The following is an 18,813-nucleotide window of genomic DNA, read 5'->3' as shown; positions in this document are numbered from 1 at the left end:
CTTTTATTATAATGTATTTCAACCCGAAGCTTTACTCTTTTATTGGCACGCTGGCGCTGCTGGCTGCCTGTCATTCGAAGCCCGATGCGGCGGCTGGCAAGGATGCCCCCGCCGGCAAAGATGCCAAGCCGGCCGCCGCCGCTGCCCCCACCAACCCCGACCAGGTAGCCGTAAGTCCCGCCCAGGCGCAGGCCGCCGGCATTGAGCTGGGCAGCTTCGAGCGCCAGAACATGACCACCGAGGTGCAGGCCAACGGCTCGGTAGAGGTGCCGCCCCAGAACCGCGTATCCATCACGGCTATTATGGGGGGCTACGTGCAAACCGTGCCCGTGCTGCCCGGCCAGCACGTAGCGGCCGGCTCGGTGGTGGCTACGCTGCGCTCGCCCGAGTACCTGACCATGCAGCAGACCTATTTGCAGAGCAAGGCCAAGGTGCGGTTTCTGGCCGAAGACCTGGAGCGCCAGCGTATCCTCGACGTGGAGGATGTAGGCGCCAAGCGCAAGCTGCAGCAGGCCCGCGCCGACTACGCCACCGAGCAGGCTACGCTACGCACGACGGCCGCACAGCTGCGGCTGCTGGGTATCTCTACCGCCCGCCTCGACGCGGGCACTATCGTAAGCAGCGTGCCGCTCACTACGCCCATCGCCGGCTACGTAAAAGCGGTGAATATCAACCCCGGCCAATATGTAAACCCGCAGGATGTGCTGGTAGAAGTGCTGAGCCGCGACGACCTGCACCTGGAGCTTAAGGTGTTCGAAAAAGACGTGGCCTTCGTGAAGCCGGGCCAGAAAATCCTGTTCAACGTGCAGAACACCGGTCGGCCCGAGGAGCTGATTGCCCGCGTCTTTCTGGTAGGCAAAGCCTTCGACGACAATGCCCGCACGGTGCGCGTGCACGCCCACCTGGAGCCCGAGCGCTCCGATTTGCTGCCCGGCCAGTTTGTAGCGGCCCGCATTCAGACGGCCGGGGCGCGGGTGCGCACCCTGCCCGAGGCGGCCCTCATTCAGGCCGGCGACCTGAGCTACATCTTCCAGCGGGTAGGTACCGATTCGGGCCGCACCGTTTTTCGGCGCGTGAAAGTGCGGGCCGGCCAGCCCCAGCACGGCGACGTAGCCGTGACCGTGCTCGACCCGCTGCCCGATACCACGCAGCTGGTGCGGCGCGGGGCCTATTTTCTCGATGCCGAGCTGCGCAAAGGAGCCGGGGGCGACTAAAACCTTGTCTTATATAACCCCGCCGGATTTGCCGACCTACGGCTGGCTAGTACCCCCCAAACCAAGTATATGGAATCTCCCTTAGTTATCAGCCCAGCGGCTGAAGAAGCAACCTTCGTCTTACAAAAAGTGCAGCCGGCCCTGCTGGGGCTCATGGATGGCTCGGTTTCGACGCTGGCCCCGCTCTTTGCGGCGGCCGGCCTGACCCATTCGGCGCATGCCGCGTTTTTTGTGGGGCTGGCCGCGTCGGTAGGGGCCGGCATCAGCATGGGCCTGGCCGAAGCGCTCTCCGACGACGGGGCCGTAACGGGGCGCGGCAACCCCTGGATGCGCGGCCTCATCACGGGCGGAGCCACGACGCTGGGCGGAATGCTGCACACGCTGCCCTTCCTGATTAGCGACCTGGCCCTGGCCCTGCGCGTGGCCTATATCGTAGTAGGGGTAGAGCTGCTGCTGATAGCATACATCCGCTTTCGGTTTATGAAAACCCCGCTGGCTTCTACTATTTTTCAAGTAATCGTAGGGGGCGGTATCGTTTTTGGTATCGGTCTATGGCTGGGTCGCATCGGCGCCGGAGGATGAGTGTTTTCCCTTACTCCGCACTCGTCTGGTGAGGCACGCGTTGCCTACGTAATTACCTTTTAATTTCTCCTTCTAATGCGCTCATTTTTGTTAATCAGCAGCGTGGCTGTCGTGGCCACGGCTGCTCCGGCCCAGGCCCAAACAGCTTCGGCTCCTACCTGGAACGCCTCGTTGCCCACCGCGCTGGAGCAGGCTAAAGCCAGCCAGAAGCCAGTATTAGTCGTTTTTTCGGGCTCCGACTGGTGCAAGCCCTGCATGATGCTCAAGCAGGAAGTATTTGACCAGCCCGAGTTTGCGCAGTTTGCCAAAGACAAGTTTGTGCTGGCGCGCTTTGACTTCCCGCGCAACAAGAAAAACCGATTGCCCGACGCGCAAACCAAGCTCAACGAAGATGCCGCCGCCCGGCTCAACAAGGAAGGCTCGTTTCCGGCCGTAGTGCTGGTATCGCCCGAAGGCAAAATTCTGGCGCGCACGGGCTACCGGCCCGGCGGAGTTGCCGCCTACGATACCTATCTGGAGCAGCTGCTCGCTAAAAAATAAGCAGTATGCCCATTTTTGGCTTGCCTGCCTGGTGGCGTAAAAGCGGAATACTACTCGGCGCGGGCCTCTTGGCCCTGAGCGCAGGCTCGGCCGCGGCCCAGCCCGTAGCCCCGGCCCGCGCCCGCACCTACACCCGCGAAGCCCACCTCATGGGCTCGCACTTCACGTTCACGGCCGTCTCGGCCGATGACTCGTTGGCCTGGCGGGCCGTGCGGGCGGGCCTGCGCGAAACCCAGCGCATCGACCGCCTGTGCTCGTACTGGGACTCTACTTCTCAGGTAGTGAAAATCAATCGGATGGCCGGTATCCGGCCGGTGGTGGTAGACCAGGAAGTGTACGACCTTATCCAGCGTACCCTCAGAATATCGGCCCTGAGCGGCGGAGCCTTTGACATCACCTTTGCCAGCGGCGATAAGATATATCAGTTTGACCGCCAGGAGCATGCCAGCTTGCCCGATTCGGCCGTGGTGCGGCGCTCGGTCAAGCGCATTGGCTGGCAAAAGGTAAAGCTCGACCCGGCTACCCACTCGGTTTTCCTGCCCGAAAAAGGCATGCGCCTCAACCTGGCTGGCATTCTGCAAGGCTACGGGGTGCGCCGGGCCCAGGAGCTGATGAAAAAAATGGGTATCACGGGTGGCCTCATCAACGGCTCGGGCGACGTGTATTGCTGGGGCCACCAGCCCGACGGCTCGGCCTGGCGCATTGCCATTGGTGACCCGGCCCGGCCGCATACCGTTTCCTCCTGGCTGACGGTGAGCGACCTGGCGGTCGTAACGGCCGGCAACTACGAGCAGTTCTTCACCGTCAAGGGCCGGTATTATGGCCACATCATCAACCCGCACACGGGCTACCCCGCTACCGGGTTGCGCTCCGTTACGATTATCTGCCCCGATGTGGAGCTGGCCGATGCCCTCGACGATGCCGTGTTCGTGCTCGGCCCCGTAGAAGGCCTGGCCCTGATAAACCGCCTCAAAGGCATCAACTGCACCCTCATTACCGACGAGGGGCAAACCCTGGTTTCCAGGGGTATGCAACTCAATCCATACCATAGCGCAGCGCCCGCCGCTGCTAACGTGCCTCACCCCCCAAAGCCATGAGATATTCTGTTGTTTTTCGCCCGGCGCTGCTGGGTTTGCTGCTGGCAGGCAGTGCCGCACTGCCCAGCTGCGTTTCGGTAGCCGCCTACCAGAAAGCTTACCTCAACGACGAGGATATGAAGCTCGCAACGAAAAAAGTTGAAACCCCGGAAGTAAACTTTGAAAGCTACCGTGAAGGCGCCGGCGGCGCCAATGGGGGCAAAGTAGGCGGTGGCTGCGGCTGCAATTAAGGAGAAGGAGGCTCATTGTATAGTAAATTTTGAATATAATAAATTAATTTGTGAGAAAGCTAATCCTCCTTGCGCTCATTTGCACGGCCCCGCTTGCTGCCTTTGCTCAGGCTACACCCACGCCCAACCGCCTCGATGGCTCAGGTATTTCACCCGTCAACGCGTCGCAACTGCCCACGCCGGCCCGCTACGGCGAAACGGAAGTGGATATATTGGGTAGCTACTACCAGCAAAACGGCGACCACAGCGCCGTGGAAGGCGGTATTGGCAGCCAGCACCTTACCGATACGGCGCCGACCATCCTGCTCAACGTGCCGCTCGACTCTACCACGCGCCTCTCGGCTAATGTCGGCATCGACTACTACGCCTCGGCCTCTTCCGATAAAATCGACCAGGTGATGTCGTCGCCCTCGGCTTCCGACGTGCGTTACCATGCCGATTTTGGCCTCTCGCACCTGCTGGCCGATAAGCTTACCACGCTGGGGGCCGGTGCGGGCGTGTCGAAAGAGTATGACTATCTGTCGTTTAACCTGGTTGGCTCCTGGGCGCGCACTTCGCTCGATGGCAACCGCCAGCTAAGCGTGAGCGGCCAGGCATTCTTCGACCAGATAAAGCTCGTAACCCCCGCCGAGCTGCGGGTGGGCGGCACGCGCAACCACAACTATGGCTCCGACACCCGCCAGAGCTTCACGCTGTCGCTCGTTTATGCGCAGGTGCTCAGCAAGCGCCTGCAGGCTTCCGTCAGCGTAGAGCCGGTGGTGCAGCGCGGGTTGCTGAGCACGCCGTTTCAGCGGGTGTACTTTAAAGACCGGCCCGATGCCAATGGCCAGCTCGGCACGCTCGGTACGGCCCTGGCCGAGGTGCTGCCGCGCCTGCGCTACAAGTACCCGGCCAGCCTGCGCCTAACGTACTACGCCACCGACCTGGTGCAGCTGCGCGGCTTTTACCGCTTCTACAACGACAATTTTGGCATCCGGGCCCACACTTTCGAGCTGGAAGTGCCGGTGAAGGTGAGTCCTTTCTTTACGCTCTACCCGTTTTATCGCTACCATACCCAAACGGCCGCCGACTACTTTGCGCCCTATCTGGCGCACGTTTCGACAGAAGAGTATTTCACCTCCGACTACGACCTGTCGGCCTTTTCGGCTAATAAAGTCGGCCTGGGCTTCCGCTACGCGCCGCTTTATGGGCTGGGCCGCTTCAAAGCGCCGTTTGGGGGCCGCATCACCAAGTTTAAGTCATTGGATTTGCGCTATGGCTACTATCGTCAAAGCACCGGCCTCACGGCCAACGTAGTAAGCGCCGACCTGTCTTTCACCATGCCCTAAGCAGCTGCCGCTTATGAATCCCATCACTGCGCCTGCGGCCGAAAAGCACCTCACCAGCTCGGCTATTTTGCAGGATATAGTTATCGGCCTCTCCGATGGCCTCACCGTGCCCTTTGCCCTGGCGGCGGGTTTGAGTGGGGCCGTGCAGTCGTCGGGCCTCGTCATCACGGCGGGGCTGGCCGAAATAGTGGCTGGCTCTATTGCAATGGGGCTGGGTGGCTACCTGGCCGGCCGCACCGAAGTCGACCACTACGCGGCCGAGCTGGCCCGTGAGCACGAGGAGGTTCGCACCGTGCCCGACGTCGAGCACCGGGAGGTGCAGGAGCTGTTCGTCGAGATGGGTCTTTCCGAAGCAACTGCCACCCAGGCTACCAATGAGCTTGTGAAAGACCCTGAGCAGTGGGTCAAGTTTATGATGAAGTATGAGCTGGGCCTTGAGCAGCCCGACCCCAAGCAGGCTTTCAAGAGCGCTATTACCATCGCCGGGGCCTACGCCGTAGGCGGCCTCATTCCGCTCAGCGCGTATTTCCTGACTGCCACTCCGCACGCGGGCTTGCTGTGGTCGGGGCTGATTACGCTGGTTTGCCTGCTCGTATTTGGTTTTTTCAAGAGCCGCATGACCGGTCAGGCACCCATTGCCGGCGCAATAAAGATGGCGGCTACCGGAGCTGCTGCCGCCGCCGCAGCCTTTTATGTAGCCCGGCTGGTGCAGGGGCAAAGCATCTAGCAGTAGTCAACAAAAGAGGGTTACCCAATTATGGGTAACCCTCTTTTGTTGATTGGCAAACATCACCTACTCAGTAGGTAGAGATAGTTCTACGCTTCTACTTAGTAGCGTCGCGCAGCGCTTTAATCTCATCGTGCGCCTGCTTTACGCCAGCGGCCTGCTTGGTCAGTACCGTGTGCAGGGCGCTGGGCAGGTCTTGTGCCTTAAGGGCAGTTTCGTAGGCTTTTTTAGCGTAGTCTTCGCCGCGCTCACACTCAGCAAGAACGGCGTGGTTGTCTTTGCTGGTAAGCGCCGATTTTAAATTAATCCAGGCGCGGTGTACGGTGCCGGTCACTGAGGCGCTTTCGTCGGGCTTAAGGTCCAGCTTAAACATCTGGTCTTCAATCTCCGTGACATAGCTGGCGCGCTGGGCGGCATATTTTTTAAACGTGTCTTTCAGCTTGGTGTCCTCCACATCGGTCATCGCATCCGAATAGCCTTTCTGGCCATCCTTAAGGGTTTCTACGAGTTCGTTGAGCAGGGCTTGAGTGGCTTTGGCTTCCATGAGTGGAAAAGAAATTTAGTTGGAAAAGGTGAGTGAGTTTACTACTCAACTGCCCACAAGGTTACAATTGGCCCGAAGATGCCCAAATTCTATTCTCCGGCTTCGGCACCGTTTGCCTACCCCTTAGTCGGCCTGGCAATCGCCTGCCCTGCCAGGAAACCGGTCGTCCAGGCCGCTTGAAAATTAAACCCGCCGGTAATGCCATCTATGTCAAGTACTTCGCCGGCAAAATAGAGTCCGGGCACGCGGCGGCTTTCCAGGGTAGTCAGGCTTACTTCGCTGAGCGGAACGCCCCCGCAGGTCACAAACTCGTCTTTGTGCGTGGTTTTGCCCTGCACCTGCAACGGCGTGCGCAGCAACAGCTCCAGCAGGCGGTTTTGGGCCTTAGCTGGCAAGTCGCTCCAGCGGGTTTCGGGCCCGATGCCGGCTTCGGCTGCCAGCGTGCGCCATAGCCGGGCGGGCAGGCCAAACTGCGGATGAGCGGCCACCTGCTTTTTGCCGTTTTCAAGCCGAAATTCCTGGGCCCAGGGCCGCAGGGTTTCATCGGTGTGAATGGGCACCCAGCTTACCAGCGCCGTGCCGTGGTAGCCCAGTTCGTGCAGGCGGCGGGCACCCCAGGCCGAGAGCTTGAGCACGGCCGGCCCGCTCACGCCCCAGTGCGTTACCAGCAGCGGGCCTTCGTATTGCAGCTTTTCACCCGCCAGCACTACCCGCGCCTGAGGTACGCTGACGCCCGGCAGCTCGCGCAGGGGCGAGGTAGGCACGTTGAAGGTAAAGAGCGAGGGCACTGGCTCGGCAATGGTGTGGCCCAGCTCACGCAGCCAGTCGTAGGCCGCCGGTTTTGGGTTGCCGCCCGTGGCTACCAGTAGCCGGCTTACGTGCAGCTCCTTGCCCAGGAGCGGGTTTACTTCGCTGAATGTCAGCGTAAAGCCTCCCGCCGCCAAAGGCCTGATTTGCTCAACGGCGGTGCGCGTGAGTACCCGTACTCCGGCCCGCCGGGCGGCATCTTCCAGCGCGCGGACGATGGTTTCGCTGCTGTCGGTGGTTGGAAACATGCGGCCATCGGCCTCGGTTTTGAGCGCTACGCCGCGCTGCGCAAACCAGGCAATGGTGTCGGGTACCCCAAACCGGCGGAATGCTTCTTTTAGCTGCCGGCCGCCGCGCGGGTAGTGCTGCACCAGCTGCGCGGCCGACTCGCAGGCGTGGGTTACGTTGCAGCGCCCGCCCCCCGAGATGCGCACCTTGCCCAGCAGCTTCGGGCTTTTTTCCAGCAGCAGAACCGTTAGCTGCGGATTGGCCTCGGCGCAGGCAATGGCGCCGAAAAAGCCGGCGGCTCCTCCGCCCAGCACCGCCACTACTTCAGGCTGGGTTGGGGCAGCGGCAAGAGACGAAGGCATGCACAAAGATAACCTGCCGACCAGTGCTCCGCTGCTCGCGGCCTAGCAATAGGGCAGGGCGGCCAGCACATCGTCGTGCTGAAACGTGTAGGGGAACAGGGCGCGCAGCCGGCTGGAATCAACGGTTTTACCCCCACTGCCAGTTGCCTGAAAGGTTGGCGGCTCCAGACCCAGATAGGCCGCGGCGGCGGGGTAAAAGTCGCGGCGCAGCGGGTGTTGCAGGGCGCAAACATTAAGCGTGTGCCCCCAAATCTGCTGGCCAATAATGGTGCTTAACACGCCTACCGCATCGGTGAGATGCAGCAGGTTGGTGGGTGCGTCGCCCTGCGGCAGGTCGCGGCGGCCGGCCAGAAAGCGGCCCGGTGCCCGGTCGGGCCCAAAAAGGCCGCCCAGGCGCACTACCGAGCTTTGCCACTGACCATAGCGCGGCACAAAATGCCCTTCGGTGCGCAGCACATCCGACGCCGCATCGCGGGTGCTGATAGCATCCGTTTCGCGCATTATCCGGGGCTCGTCGGGGTAAACCCCCGTGGTTGAGACAAATAAAACGGCCTTGAGGCGTGCGGCGGCTACTGCCCGGTGCACGGGGCGCAGCAGCGTGGGGTACCCGCCAGCCACCGCCGCGCGGGGCGGTACATTCAAGACCAGCGTATCGGCTTGCGACAGCCAGTGCGTGAGGCTGGCCTCGTCGGCCAGCGTAAAGCTACTGCCCAGCTGAAGCAGCTGAGGCTCGATGCCGGCGGCAGCCAGTAGCGGCACTTGCTCGGCAGTAGTGGTTGAGCCCAGCACCCGGTGGCCCTGGGCTAACAGCTTCTTTGCTAACGGCATCCCCAGCCAGCCACAGCCCAATACGGCTACCGTAGAAGACTCGGCTACCGGATTGATAAGCGTGGTAATAGACATAAAATATTATTCTTGATTACTAGGTGCCTATGTAAAAAGGCTGCAAGTTGCACATGAATCGATAAACCCTGTATCAGCTATTTCAACCTGGTAAGAATTACTACTTACCTTCGGGCGTTTCTCAACCTTAGCTGCGTACTGCTTAATCCCATTTGCCTGATGACAAATTCTTTTGCACAACCGATGCTGCGCGATAATGCGCTGGCTGGTAAAACCATCATTGTAACGGGTGGTGGAACAGGCTTGGGCAGGGCCATGACGACGTATTTTCTGCAATTAGGTGCCAATGTGACCATCACCAGCCGCAAACTCGCTGTATTGGAGCAAACAGCGGTCGAACTGCGCCAGCAGACGGGTGGGCGGGTACTGGCCCTGGCCTGCGATGTGCGCAAATACGATGAAGTAGAAGCAATGCTGACGCGCACGTATGAAGAGTTTGGGCGCGTTGATGTCTTGCTCAATAATGCTGCCGGAAATTTTATCAGTCCCACGGAGCGCCTCAGTCATAAGGCCTTCGATGTGATAGTCGATATTGTGCTACGGGGCTCCTACAACTGCACCCTGGCCGTAGGCAAGCGCTGGATAGCCGAAAAGCAGCCCGGCACCATCCTCAATATCGTGACTACCTATGCCTCCGTGGGCTCGGCTTACGTAGTGCCTTCGGCCGCCGCAAAGGCCGGGGTGCTGGCACTTACCCGCTCGCTGGCCGTGGAGTGGGCCAAGTACGGTATCCGCTCCAATGCGATTGCCCCCGGCCCGTTTCCTACGGAGGGCGCCTGGAGTCGCCTGTTTCCCGAACCGCTGGCCAGCAAGCTCGACCCCGCCGCTAGCGTGCCGCTCAAGCGCGTGGGCCAGTATCAGGAGCTGGCCAACCTGGCAGCGTACCTCGTGTCTGATTTCTCGGCCTACGTAAACGGCGAAGTCGTCACCATCGACGGGGGCGAGTGGCTCAACGGGGCCGGCGAGTTCAACAAGCTCGAAATGCTTACTCCCGATATGTGGGATACCATCGAGAAAACCATGCGCCGCTAGACCACTGATTGGCGCGGATTTTAACGGATTTCACGGATTTTGTGGACGATTTGTCACTAAGGAAAAAAGGCTACCGGGTAGGTGGCCTTTTTGGGTATACTTGTACGAGCGTTCAGCCGATGCTAAGCAGAAAGTAAGCGAATCGTCCACAAAATCCGTGAAATCCGTTAAAATCCGCGCCAATCAGTGGTCAGAGTTTATAGCCTTTGTAGCCTTTGCTAAACTCGGCCGGAGAAATTGGCTGGTTGGCTATAATAGCAGAAAACATATATTTCTCATATAAGCCGCGGTCATCATATACTGTGACGGAAGTCGGTAGGTAGCTTTTTGCCTCTACCGTTACTAATACGCGCCGGCCATAGGCAGTAGGTACTTGCAGTACCTGGCCCTCGCTGAGCTTGCTATCAGCACTTAGCTTGTTGCGTTCGATAATCCGGTATTCGCCGCAGCTGAAATGAGTTGCTATCGATTCAATACTTTCATTTTTGCCAACCCGATAAGCAATATAGCGAAACTGAGGGTAGTCGGAACGCAAGATATAGCCGCGCTCCCCTTGGATGGTAGTATCGCCCACATAGCGAAACGACTGGCTGAACGCGTTGTCGCCCCGGCCATTGGGACCACCCAGCAGGTTGGCAATTAAGGAAAAGCCGGCCTGCAAAACCGTGTGGTGCTGGCCTTTGCGCATTAAAGTACCAGCTGGGTTAAGGCTCAGCGTGATGTAGGGGAAAGCGGCCGGATACACCCAGGCCTCATTGTCGTTCTGCCCGGTTACGTACAATACTTCCACCCCTTTCTGGTTTTTCAGGTATACGCGATAGGGGTTGAAGGCAAGCTTCATTTGGGTGTAGTCGTGCGTTGTACTCGTGCCGACGCGCTCGCGCAGCTCAGTAGCGACGCGCAGTGTTTTGAGCCCCTGAATAGCCGAAATCAGCCCCGTAGTGAGCTGCTGCGTGGTAATAGGAGTTGCCTCCAGCGCCCAGCCGGCTGAGCTGCAGATAAATAAGCCGGCAAAAAATAAGGAGCGGATAATCACTGCGTAACTAAGTGAGGTGCAACTACTATTGAATCTGCCGAATATAGTTAATTCAGGCTGATAGTGGGAAACTGGGCGGCGGCGATGTCAAAAATAAACAGCTCGTCTATTTCAAGTATCTCCAAAAAAGCGTAGAGGGGAAAGCTTTCTACAATGCGTCGAACGGCTAGTTCATCTTCCCCATTGAGCACGACCCAGCCGCGCCCACGGTCAGCAGTAATGGCGTAAGCCTGAATAACCTGCTCAGCAATTAAGCGATTAATAAAAGTGCGGTGCTGCGGAATAAGTGCAAAAAATGCTTCGTCGAATATAGCCGGCAGGCGCAGGGAAACAGAAAAGGTCGGCATAAGCAAAATAAGGCGGATTGCTCGGGCCTCGCAGCGCGTAGAAAAAGCGGGAGGTCTGGCTAGCAAAGGCTACGATAACGTATTTAGGAATGGCCCAACTCTGCCGTGGCGGGCAGGCTACGGTCGCCCTGGGCCGGAGCCGACGCCTGCAGGTGCGCATTCCGGCCTTCCCAATCACGAAATCGCCCCAATTCTGCCTGAAATTTTCCGGCAAACCAACTTATTAAGCTCAGGTCGTCCAGAAAGCCCAGCACCGGAATAAAATCAGGGATTAAATCAATCGGGCTCAGTACGTAAAGTAACACGGCGAGCCCAGCCACAATCGTACTGGTCTTGATTTCCCGGTATTCTCCGGTAACGTAGCTGCGAACCAGTCGGATAAGCGTTGCTCCGGCAGCAAAAAGCTGCTCGAATTTATTAGCTTTACTATTTTCATCCGCTAGTTTGTCAGCGGTTTCATTAAGAATAGTAATAACTTTAAACGGCCGGCCCAGCAGCCGGCCAGCTCTACGAATAAATAAATTGAAAATTGCATTCTTGGAAATTCGGAGGCCCTGCTCAGTAAGAGTCGACATGGTGGTTGGCTTTAGATAAAAGCAATGGCAACCTGATACGCAGCCTTACCGCCTAAGTTGGCGCGCCAGCTTAACCTAGCGAGTGCTTTATTTTTCAAACAAAGGAGTAGTGCCGCCTACCCAATCCATATTTTTATTAAAATCTACCCCAATCATCTCTCCGCGGCTCAGGCGGGCCAGACCTGCCACCAGCTTGGGCTCAGGGGCAGTAGGCGGCCAGATGTAGAGCAGCCGGATTTCGCATTTCACCAAGCCATCGGGCGACTGCACTACGGGCTCGTATTTTACTTTACGCTGCAATAAATAATTATGCTTGTCGGGGAGCGCATCGAGGTCGCTGGCTGTAATGTGCAGGCGCACGCCCGCGCCAGCAAACGAAAACAACGGCTTCAAAACGTAGTTTTCCAAATCGGCCGGATACGTATTCAACTCGTGTAAGTAGTAGCTGGGCGGAGCAAACTCGCTGAAAATAAGAGGGAGCGTATATTTGCTGATTCGAAAAAACCAGTTGGGGTGGCCCACCCAGGTTACATCGACCTCATCAGTCAGATTAAATTCCGGGTTCAGGTCTGGATACCTGGCCAGCTCGTCAAAAATAATACGATTATAAATTCGCTTAATTACGATTTCCCGGCCGTCCTTTTCATAAAATAGTTGCCTGCCCCGCTTGCGTATATCGGGCAGCGAAACGGCTTCGATGCCCCAGTAGTTCTTCGATAACGCAAAGTCGATGCGGGTCTTCTGGCGCTCCGGAAAAAGCTCCAGCAAAATTACGTTTTCTGGGTTTTCATCCGCCAGAATCAGCTTTCTAAGCGCTGCTTTATAAGCATCCGAATCGGGCACGTCGATAAACGGTGAAACTGAATCGGCAATTGGGTAGTGCCTGGCAAATAATTCGGGTAGGTAGGCCTGAAACGCATAGAGCGAAGGAAAGCCTTGCATTTCAATTAGCTGCGGCTCCAACTCGCCGGCGTTGTTGCGGCATACTGCAAAATCGAAAGTCAAAAACTCAGCGTGGGCATCTTCATTCGGCACGCGCTGCCTGTCGGGAATAGCGCCTTCCGTGAGCTGCTTGAAAGTAGGCTGCTGAATTACGCGGATAATATCCTGGCCGGCCCGGATTAGTTTATCGCGTAATTCGGCAGGTACGAAAACCGGCGTTTCGGCTACTCTGAAGTCGAGCTGGCCGGGAAGCTGCTGGTTGATATCGGCCAGCATTTCCTGGTAGCGCTGCGGAGAAAAAGCAGCATTAAATAACTGACGCGGAGCAGGAATCATAACGGCAACGGGAAGAAAGAAATAAGTACGCGCGCAAGCCGGTTCGCGCCACTGCTAAATGCGGGGCTAAATTCTTAATCAGGCAAGTACAGGCTCGCTAGTGGCTGCCAGGGCCCGCCGTAAAAAAGAGGGCACTATCGTCGCCTCAGTTAGCGCAATGGCCTCGGGAGTAGCCAGCAGGCGCACCATCTCGTGGTATTTTTCTTCGCCATACGCTGTGATAACCTGCTGCTTACGCTCGTCGGTGCGCATGTAGCGCAGCATGCCTTCCCCATCAGCCTCCGGATGAAACTGCGTACCGAGTATCTCGGGTGAAAATCGCAGCGCCATAATGGCGCGCGCCAACGGAACGTGGGGCCGCTCCTTTTCGAGGCACAGCACGTCTACGCCCAGCTCGCGCAGGCGCTCGGGCAGCAAATCGGTAAGCTGATAATCGCGGGAGTCAACCGCGTAAAAAGGCTCCGGCAGCTGGGCAAAAATGGGGTCGGCGTGGCCGGCCGGCGTCAGGTGCACAGGCAACACGCCGAAAGAGGTAGACTTACGCTTGCTGATTTCTCCCAGCCCCAGGTGCCGGCTTACCAGCTGAAAGGAATGACAGATTAATAATACGTGCTTCTTGCGCTCGGCCGTAGCATTATACGCAAATAAGGCATCAATAAAATCGAAGTAGCGCGGCTCCCACGGCTCATTCGATGGCAGCGGACTGCCGGGCCCGCCTGTAGAAATATAGATATCATATTCGAGGTCAGGTAGTTCGGCAGTTGCCCGAACGTTGAAGGTATCGACCTCAAAACGGACATGATTAGCGGCTTCGGCTTGTTGTAATAGCTGGCGAATACAACGCATTCCCTCATTCGGGAAATTATTATACATATCTAGCAGGGCGATTCTTATGGTAGGCATAAACTCTGGGTGACTTTCAGAAATTTGCCGATTATTTACCGGCATAGCTACTAAATACGGGCAACGGGCTGCTTACAGCCCATAAATCGTTTCGCTCAGGATATAATCCACTACTTTGGTCAGGTCGCCGGTCTGCTGAAATACGGCGAGCTGGCGGTCGGCACCGGTGCCCATCTCAAGCATTTTAAGAATATATTCCACCTCGTGGCGGCTACCCAGCTCGTCGAGCACGTCATCCACAAAATCGAGTAATTCCAAGATAAGCTGGCGAGCCGGCTTCTCTTCTTCAGTACCAAAATCAATTAGCTGGCCATCAATACCATACCGGGCAGCCCGCCATTTATTTTCCTTGATGAGCGAGCTGCGGTAAAGCCGGAAGTTCAGGTTCTGGCACTTAAGCTTGTAAATCTTGGCTACCAGGGCCTGCATCACGGCTGCTACCGCAATAGTTTCGTCAGGCCGCATCATCATATCACAGATGCGATATTCGATGGTGTCGAAAAATGGGTGTAGCCGTAAATCCCACCATATTTTCTTGCCGTTATCAATGCAGCCAGTTTTGATAAGCAGCGCAATAAACTCGTCGTATTCAGATGCACTGCTGAAATAATCGGGAATGCCAGTGCGCGGAAACCGCTCGAATACTTTAGTTCTGAATGACTTATAACCTGTTTCGCGGCCTTCCCAGAAAGGAGAGTTGGTACTGAGCGCAAACAGGTGGGGTAAAAAATATCGCAGCGCATTCATCATATACACGCCCAAATCACGGTTTTCGATACCAATGTGGACGTGCATTCCAAAAACCAGATTCGAGCGGGCAGCCTCCTGCAATTCTTCCACTATTTTGTCGTAGCGGGCGTCGGGCGTAATAGGCTGGTCTTGCCAGCGCGAAAAGGGGTGCGTACCCGCCGCCGCTATTTTCAGCCCCACGCGGTCGGCCAGCTCCACTACCTGGCGGCGCAGGTGCAGTACTTCGGTGCGGGCCTCCTCAATATTTTTACAGATAACCGTTCCTACTTCCACTACCGACTCGTGCATTTCGGCCTTCACCTGCTCGTGGAGCGTAATCTTGCCGTCCTCCACAATCTTCGACATATGCGAGCGCAGGTCGCGCGTCGTGGGGTCGATGGTTTGAAACTCTTCCTCGATGCCGAGGGTGAAAACGGGGCGGGACATAGCTAAAAGTATATGTAATGAAAGTAGGTTAAACGCCGGCCACCTGTTTAGCGCAAGTACCAGAAAAAGGGCTGCCTCCTGATGGCGAGGGCAGCCCTTTTAAAAAGCACGCGCAATAACTAGCTGTTACGATTTTTTAGTTGTTGGTTTTTTGGGCTTAGCGCCTGAGCTGGCGGCTTTAGGAGCAGCAGTTGGCTTGGGCACTTCACCGGCGGGGGCTACAATGCCGGAGGCTGCTGGTTTGGTAGAAGTGGTCGCTTTTTTAGCGGCCTTGGGTGGATTGGTGCCTAAGTCGTTGGTTTCGTGCACCGCAGTCCCAACCTCTACTGGACCTTTCGTAGCCGGGAAGGCAGATTGCTGCCGGGCCGATTTCTGCACAAACGTGCCCCAGGTCAGGTTGTCCTGGCCCGGCCGCTGGGCCTGGGCGCGCGCAATGGCCAGGTTGGCCGCGTGCTCTACCACCCACTCAAAGTTTTCGGCGCCAACCGAGTTGATGTCGGCATCGGGAGCGGGGTTGCCAAAATCGATGGCAATCGGAATACCGTCACGCACGGCAAATTCCACGGTGTTAAAGTCATAGCCCAGGCCCTGACACAAGCGCAGCACATAGTCTCGGATAGTAGCAAGCAGCTTTTCGCCGGCCTCGCCCTGGGTTTTCATTTCCGTCTGGTAGCGCTGATGAGGGGCATTGCGCGGCTCATAAGGCATAATGAGCACGTCTTTGCCGCCGAGGCAGTAGCAGCGGAAGTAGTCGTCGAAGTCGATAGCCTCCTGGTACAGCATCACGAGCTGGCCGGTTTCGTCGTAGGCGCGCCACGCTTCCTCGGGGTTATCAACCTTGTACACGCTCTTCCAGCCACCCCCGGCGTGGGGCTTCATAAAAGCCGGGAAGCCAATTTTTTCGAAGGCCTTATGCCAGTCGAACATCGCCAGATTACGAAACGAGTTTTCGCTCGTATCGTCGGGGCGGGCTTTGCTGGGCAGCAACAGGGTTTTGGGCACCGGCACGCCAAGCTGCACGGCCAGGGCATTGTTGAAGAACTTCTCGTCGGCGCTCCACCAGAAGGGGTTGTTAATCACCGCAGTGCCCGTGAGGGCAGCATTTTTGAGGAAGGCGCGGTAAAAGGGCACGTCCTGCGAAATGCGGTCAATAATAACCGCGTAGTCGGTGGCTACGGCCTGCTCGACCTCCTCAATCCGGACAAACTCGGCCGTGATGCCATCAACGGCCTTCTGGTTGACGCGGTCTACAAAAGCCTGGGGAAAGGTATTTTCCTGGCCGAACAAGATGCCGATTTTTTTCATGGTGAAAGCTGAGCGTAAGTGCGAAGGTGTAGGTAAGTGCGCTACTTCTACGGAAGAAGCGGTTTAAAAGATAGAGGATACATAGTCCGGAAACATATCGCGCCACACGGGCCAGTCGTGGGTGCCGTAGGGGCGCACGTCGAGGCGGTGCGCAATGCCTTTGCGGGCCAGAATATCCGACATCCGGTAATTGGCCTCTTTGCAGAAGTCGTGCTCGGCAGTACCCAGAATGATGTTCATTTTATAGAAGTCAGCATTCTGCGCATCAGGCATATAATCGGGCGGATTGTGGAAATAGGCCTGCTCGTCGTAGTGCCCGTCCAGAAACATCCGAATGTCGAACGAAGCCCCCATCGAGAAAAGATGCGCTACCTGGTCGGGATGGCGAAAGGCGAAGTTTAGGGCCTGATAACCGCCTAAGGAGCAGCCGGCTACGCCTACCTTATCTACCTGGCACTCCTGCTGGAAGCGCGGCACCAGCTCGTCGGTTATCATGCGGTCGTAGAGGCCGTGATTGTGCACGCGGGTGCCGGGGTGCAAGTGCTTGGCGTACCAGCTCCACTTGTCGCCGCTGTCGATACAGATGAGCTTGAGCAGCCGGTTTTCCACAAACCAGCGTACCGAGTCGGTGAGGTGAAAGTCGCGGGCCTCGAAGTAGCGGCCGTTGGAAGTCGGGAAAATAATAACCGGGTAGCCGTAGTCGCCCACGACCAGCATTTCCATGTCAACGCCCAAATGCTGGGAATAAAAGCGGCGGTATTCTTCGTGCAAGGGGCAAGGCCCGGCGGGGATGACATGCGCCGGAACCGGCCGCAAACTAAGCAGAAAAACTGAACGGCCAAGTTTTCTTTGGAATGCCGGCAGGTATGTTTATTTGCAAGCCAATGGCCTTTTCCCGCTTTCAATCGCCCCGCGGCACCACGGTAGCCGTGCGCCACGACGAGTCGTTATTTTCGGTGGCGCTGGGGCGCGTGGTGCGCCTCGACGTGGTGCTGCCGCCGGGTTTTTCGAGCCGGGCAGCTACCCCGTATCCGGTACTGTATCTGAATGATGGCCAGGACCTGGCGCGTCTGCAGTTGCCGGCTACGCTCAACCGGATGTTTCGGGCCGGTGAGGTAAGGCCGTTCGTGGTAGTTGCTATTCACGCGGCCGACCGCCTGCAGGAGTATGGCGTGGCGGCGCGCCCCGATTACCTGGGCCGGGGCAGCCGCGCCGGGCGCTACACCACGTTTATGCTCAAGGAGTTGCTGCCCTACGTACAGGGCCGCTACCACGCCAGCGCCGACCCAGCCCAGGCAGCCGTGGCCGGTATGTCGCTGGGCGGCCTGATGGCCTTCGACCTGGCCTGGCATCACCCCGAGGCATTTCTGCGCGCCGGCGTATTCAGCGGCTCGTTCTGGTGGCGGGGGAGGGGGCTGCACGACGGCTATACCGACGCCGACCGCCTGATGCACAGCCTGGTAGCGGCCCGGCCGGCCCGGCCGGGCCAGCAGTTCTGGCTGCAAGCCGGCACCGACGACGAAACCAGTGACCGCAACAACAATGGCATTATCGATGCCATCGACGATACCCTGGATATGCTCGCGGCCCTGGCGGCCCAGGGCTTGCCCCCGGCCGCAGCGCGCTACGTGGAGGTGCCGGGTGGCCATCACCACCCCGGCACCTGGGGCGCTATCATGCCCGATTTTCTGCGCTGGGCATTTGGCACCAGGGGCTTGGAAGCGCCGCAGGTGGCCGCTACCGAAAAGCTACCCCTGCGTACCCAGCTTGGTGGGTTGGCGCTAACCCGCCGCCCCCAGGGTGCGGCCAGCCTGAAGTTTCGGTATCTGCGGCGGGCGGCTACCTTTGCCGCCATGTCTGCTGCTCCTGCTATTACCCAAGTGCGCCCGGCGCCCGGCACCTACCTGCCCTACACCCAGGCGTATATCGACCTTATTCCGGCCGGGGCCGACCCCTTGGTCCAGCTGCGCGAGCAGGCTGCCGAGCTGCACCGCGACCTGGCCAGCCTCACCGAAGCCCAGGCGCTGATGCGCTATGCCCCCGGCAAATGGACGCCCAAGGAAGTGCTGCTGCACATTCTGGATGCCGAGCGCATTTTTACGTACCGTGCCCTGCGCTTTGCCCGTGCCGACGCCCAGGAATTGCCGGGCTTCGACGAAAATGAGTTTGCAGCTCATAGCGAAGCCAATGACCGGCCAATGAGCGACTTGCTGGCCGAGTACCAGGCCGTGCGGGCAGCTACGCTGGCTTTCTTCGGCGGCCTCAATGGCGGGCAGCTCGACCGGGCCGGGCGCGCCAACGGTGGCCCGGTTACCGTGCGGTCGCTGCTCTATATAGTAACCGGCCACGAGCAGCATCACTTACGCATTCTGCGCGAGCGCTACTGGCCGGCTTTGCCCCCTGCCTAAAGGCCGCTTGGCTGCGCTCCGCTGCACAACATCAGACGGGCGCCCTGCGTTAATTTGCCGCTCCAGCTACGTTTTATCACCTTCACCCCCAACCAGTTTTCACTCATGGCCAAAGCCCAGGACGCCCGTAAAGAGAAAAAGAAAGAGCCTACCAAGTCGCTCAAGGAAAAGAAAGCCGAAAAGGAGGAAAA

At 58.0% G+C, this 18,813-nt stretch carries 19 protein-coding genes and 1 pseudogene; 9 read left to right on the top strand and 11 right to left on the bottom strand.

Annotated features, from left to right (window positions below):
- Positions 1 to 11 precede the first annotated feature (11 nt).
- The 7 genes from F6X24_RS14780 to F6X24_RS14750 all read left to right on the top strand — a co-directional run bounded on the left by F6X24_RS14780 (position 12) and on the right by F6X24_RS14750 (position 5,718).
- Entirely contained in the window at positions 12 to 1,214 is a 1,203-nt protein-coding gene (locus tag F6X24_RS14780) for an efflux RND transporter periplasmic adaptor subunit (RefSeq protein WP_151088753.1), read from the top strand.
- Between the two features lie 69 nt (positions 1,215 to 1,283).
- Positions 1,284 to 1,796 carry a VIT1/CCC1 transporter family protein gene (locus F6X24_RS14775; RefSeq protein WP_151088752.1) on the top strand — a complete coding sequence of 171 codons (513 nt, stop codon included), beginning with the start codon at positions 1,284 to 1,286 and terminating at the stop codon, positions 1,794 to 1,796.
- A gap of 75 nt (positions 1,797 to 1,871) precedes the next feature.
- Complete coding sequence (locus F6X24_RS14770; protein WP_151088751.1) at positions 1,872 to 2,336, top strand: thioredoxin family protein; 465 nt, start codon at positions 1,872 to 1,874, stop codon at positions 2,334 to 2,336.
- Positions 2,337 to 2,341: 5 nt separating this feature from the next.
- Positions 2,342 to 3,433, top strand: coding sequence for an FAD:protein FMN transferase (locus F6X24_RS14765; RefSeq protein WP_151088750.1), 1,092 nt, complete (start codon positions 2,342 to 2,344; stop codon positions 3,431 to 3,433).
- Entirely contained in the window at positions 3,430 to 3,663 is a 234-nt protein-coding gene (locus tag F6X24_RS14760) for a DUF4266 domain-containing protein (RefSeq protein WP_151088749.1), read from the top strand. The genes F6X24_RS14765 and F6X24_RS14760 overlap by 4 nt, the downstream gene beginning before the upstream one ends.
- Before the next feature lie 50 nt (positions 3,664 to 3,713).
- Positions 3,714 to 4,991, top strand: a complete 1,278-nt coding sequence (locus F6X24_RS14755) for a DUF3570 domain-containing protein (RefSeq protein ID WP_151088748.1) — start codon at positions 3,714 to 3,716, stop codon at positions 4,989 to 4,991.
- A gap of 13 nt (positions 4,992 to 5,004) precedes the next feature.
- Positions 5,005 to 5,718 carry a VIT1/CCC1 transporter family protein gene (locus F6X24_RS14750; RefSeq protein ID WP_151088747.1) on the top strand — a complete coding sequence of 238 codons (714 nt, stop codon included), beginning with the start codon at positions 5,005 to 5,007 and terminating at the stop codon, positions 5,716 to 5,718.
- Positions 5,719 to 5,815: 97 nt separating this feature from the next.
- Here F6X24_RS14750 and F6X24_RS14745 read toward each other — a convergent pair whose 3' ends face one another.
- The 3 genes from F6X24_RS14745 to F6X24_RS14735 all read right to left on the bottom strand — a co-directional run bounded on the left by F6X24_RS14745 (position 5,816) and on the right by F6X24_RS14735 (position 8,562).
- Positions 5,816 to 6,262, bottom strand: coding sequence for a PA2169 family four-helix-bundle protein (locus tag F6X24_RS14745; RefSeq protein WP_151088746.1), 447 nt, complete (start codon positions 6,260 to 6,262; stop codon positions 5,816 to 5,818).
- A 116-nt stretch (positions 6,263 to 6,378) separates the two neighbouring features.
- Positions 6,379 to 7,659 carry a BaiN/RdsA family NAD(P)/FAD-dependent oxidoreductase gene (locus tag F6X24_RS14740; protein ID WP_151088745.1) on the bottom strand — a complete coding sequence of 427 codons (1,281 nt, stop codon included), beginning with the start codon at positions 7,657 to 7,659 and terminating at the stop codon, positions 6,379 to 6,381.
- A gap of 42 nt (positions 7,660 to 7,701) precedes the next feature.
- Positions 7,702 to 8,562 (bottom strand): NAD(P)-binding domain-containing protein, encoded by an 861-nt coding sequence (locus F6X24_RS14735; RefSeq protein ID WP_151088744.1) that lies wholly within the window; start codon positions 8,560 to 8,562, stop codon positions 7,702 to 7,704.
- A gap of 159 nt (positions 8,563 to 8,721) precedes the next feature.
- On the opposite strand from F6X24_RS14735, the gene F6X24_RS14730 reads away from it, so the two are divergent.
- Positions 8,722 to 9,594: an SDR family oxidoreductase gene (locus F6X24_RS14730; RefSeq protein WP_151088743.1), complete on the top strand. Its 873-nt coding sequence runs from the start codon at positions 8,722 to 8,724 to the stop codon at positions 9,592 to 9,594.
- Positions 9,595 to 9,784: 190 nt separating this feature from the next.
- Here F6X24_RS14730 and F6X24_RS14725 read toward each other — a convergent pair whose 3' ends face one another.
- The 8 genes and pseudogenes from F6X24_RS14725 to F6X24_RS14690 all read right to left on the bottom strand — a co-directional run bounded on the left by F6X24_RS14725 (position 9,785) and on the right by F6X24_RS14690 (position 16,985).
- Positions 9,785 to 10,630: a LysM peptidoglycan-binding domain-containing protein gene (locus F6X24_RS14725; protein WP_151088742.1), complete on the bottom strand. Its 846-nt coding sequence runs from the start codon at positions 10,628 to 10,630 to the stop codon at positions 9,785 to 9,787.
- A 47-nt stretch (positions 10,631 to 10,677) separates the two neighbouring features.
- A complete protein-coding gene (locus F6X24_RS14720; protein ID WP_151088741.1) occupies positions 10,678 to 10,977 on the bottom strand; it encodes a hypothetical protein in 300 nt (99 codons plus the stop codon).
- Positions 10,978 to 11,198: 221 nt separating this feature from the next.
- Positions 11,199 to 11,306: pseudogene (locus tag F6X24_RS19190) on the bottom strand (YkvA family protein); the annotation flags it as partial.
- Between the two features lie 333 nt (positions 11,307 to 11,639).
- Entirely contained in the window at positions 11,640 to 12,830 is a 1,191-nt protein-coding gene (locus tag F6X24_RS14710; protein ID WP_151088739.1) for a hypothetical protein, read from the bottom strand.
- A 78-nt stretch (positions 12,831 to 12,908) separates the two neighbouring features.
- On the bottom strand, positions 12,909 to 13,733 hold the full coding sequence (locus F6X24_RS14705; RefSeq protein ID WP_151088738.1) for a type 1 glutamine amidotransferase: 825 nt from the start codon (positions 13,731 to 13,733) through the stop codon (positions 12,909 to 12,911).
- Positions 13,734 to 13,805: 72 nt separating this feature from the next.
- Complete coding sequence (locus tag F6X24_RS14700) at positions 13,806 to 14,909, bottom strand: carboxylate-amine ligase (protein WP_151088737.1); 1,104 nt, start codon at positions 14,907 to 14,909, stop codon at positions 13,806 to 13,808.
- A gap of 126 nt (positions 14,910 to 15,035) precedes the next feature.
- Positions 15,036 to 16,214: an ATP-grasp domain-containing protein gene (locus F6X24_RS14695; protein ID WP_229725121.1), complete on the bottom strand. Its 1,179-nt coding sequence runs from the start codon at positions 16,212 to 16,214 to the stop codon at positions 15,036 to 15,038.
- A 63-nt stretch (positions 16,215 to 16,277) separates the two neighbouring features.
- Complete coding sequence (locus F6X24_RS14690; RefSeq protein ID WP_151088736.1) at positions 16,278 to 16,985, bottom strand: alpha/beta fold hydrolase; 708 nt, start codon at positions 16,983 to 16,985, stop codon at positions 16,278 to 16,280.
- A 113-nt stretch (positions 16,986 to 17,098) separates the two neighbouring features.
- Here F6X24_RS14690 and F6X24_RS19185 point away from each other — a divergent pair, with 113 nt between their 5' ends.
- Positions 17,099 to 18,622, top strand: a complete 1,524-nt coding sequence (locus tag F6X24_RS19185) for an alpha/beta hydrolase-fold protein (RefSeq protein ID WP_229725120.1) — start codon at positions 17,099 to 17,101, stop codon at positions 18,620 to 18,622.
- Positions 18,623 to 18,813 lie beyond the last annotated feature (191 nt).

This window comes from Hymenobacter baengnokdamensis (genome assembly GCF_008728635.1).
GTDB lineage: Bacteria > Bacteroidota > Bacteroidia > Cytophagales > Hymenobacteraceae > Hymenobacter > Hymenobacter baengnokdamensis.
This window is presented reverse-complemented; position numbering and strand designations above follow the sequence as displayed.

Excerpts from the sequence above, each read along its gene's own strand:
- F6X24_RS14765 (WP_151088750.1), top strand. The coding sequence starts at position 2,342 with ATGCCCATTTTTGGCTTGCCTGCCTGGTGGCGTAAAAGCGGAATACTA.
- F6X24_RS14750 (WP_151088747.1), top strand. The coding sequence starts at position 5,005 with ATGAATCCCATCACTGCGCCTGCGGCCGAAAAGCACCTCACCAGCTCG.
- F6X24_RS14780 (WP_151088753.1), top strand. The coding sequence starts at position 12 with ATGTATTTCAACCCGAAGCTTTACTCTTTTATTGGCACGCTGGCGCTG.
- F6X24_RS14705 (WP_151088738.1), bottom strand. The coding sequence starts at position 13,733 with ATGCCTACCATAAGAATCGCCCTGCTAGATATGTATAATAATTTCCCG.
- F6X24_RS14700 (WP_151088737.1), bottom strand. The coding sequence starts at position 14,909 with ATGTCCCGCCCCGTTTTCACCCTCGGCATCGAGGAAGAGTTTCAAACC.
- F6X24_RS14775 (WP_151088752.1), top strand. The coding sequence starts at position 1,284 with ATGGAATCTCCCTTAGTTATCAGCCCAGCGGCTGAAGAAGCAACCTTC.
- F6X24_RS14740 (WP_151088745.1), bottom strand. The coding sequence starts at position 7,659 with ATGCCTTCGTCTCTTGCCGCTGCCCCAACCCAGCCTGAAGTAGTGGCG.
- F6X24_RS14745 (WP_151088746.1), bottom strand. The coding sequence starts at position 6,262 with ATGGAAGCCAAAGCCACTCAAGCCCTGCTCAACGAACTCGTAGAAACC.
- F6X24_RS14735 (WP_151088744.1), bottom strand. The coding sequence starts at position 8,562 with ATGTCTATTACCACGCTTATCAATCCGGTAGCCGAGTCTTCTACGGTA.
- F6X24_RS14710 (WP_151088739.1), bottom strand. The coding sequence starts at position 12,830 with ATGATTCCTGCTCCGCGTCAGTTATTTAATGCTGCTTTTTCTCCGCAG.
- F6X24_RS14720 (WP_151088741.1), bottom strand. The coding sequence starts at position 10,977 with ATGCCGACCTTTTCTGTTTCCCTGCGCCTGCCGGCTATATTCGACGAA.
- F6X24_RS14770 (WP_151088751.1), top strand. The coding sequence starts at position 1,872 with ATGCGCTCATTTTTGTTAATCAGCAGCGTGGCTGTCGTGGCCACGGCT.
- F6X24_RS14730 (WP_151088743.1), top strand. The coding sequence starts at position 8,722 with ATGACAAATTCTTTTGCACAACCGATGCTGCGCGATAATGCGCTGGCT.
- F6X24_RS14695 (WP_229725121.1), bottom strand. The coding sequence starts at position 16,214 with ATGAAAAAAATCGGCATCTTGTTCGGCCAGGAAAATACCTTTCCCCAG.
- F6X24_RS19185 (WP_229725120.1), top strand. The coding sequence starts at position 17,099 with ATGGCCTTTTCCCGCTTTCAATCGCCCCGCGGCACCACGGTAGCCGTG.
- F6X24_RS14760 (WP_151088749.1), top strand. The coding sequence starts at position 3,430 with ATGAGATATTCTGTTGTTTTTCGCCCGGCGCTGCTGGGTTTGCTGCTG.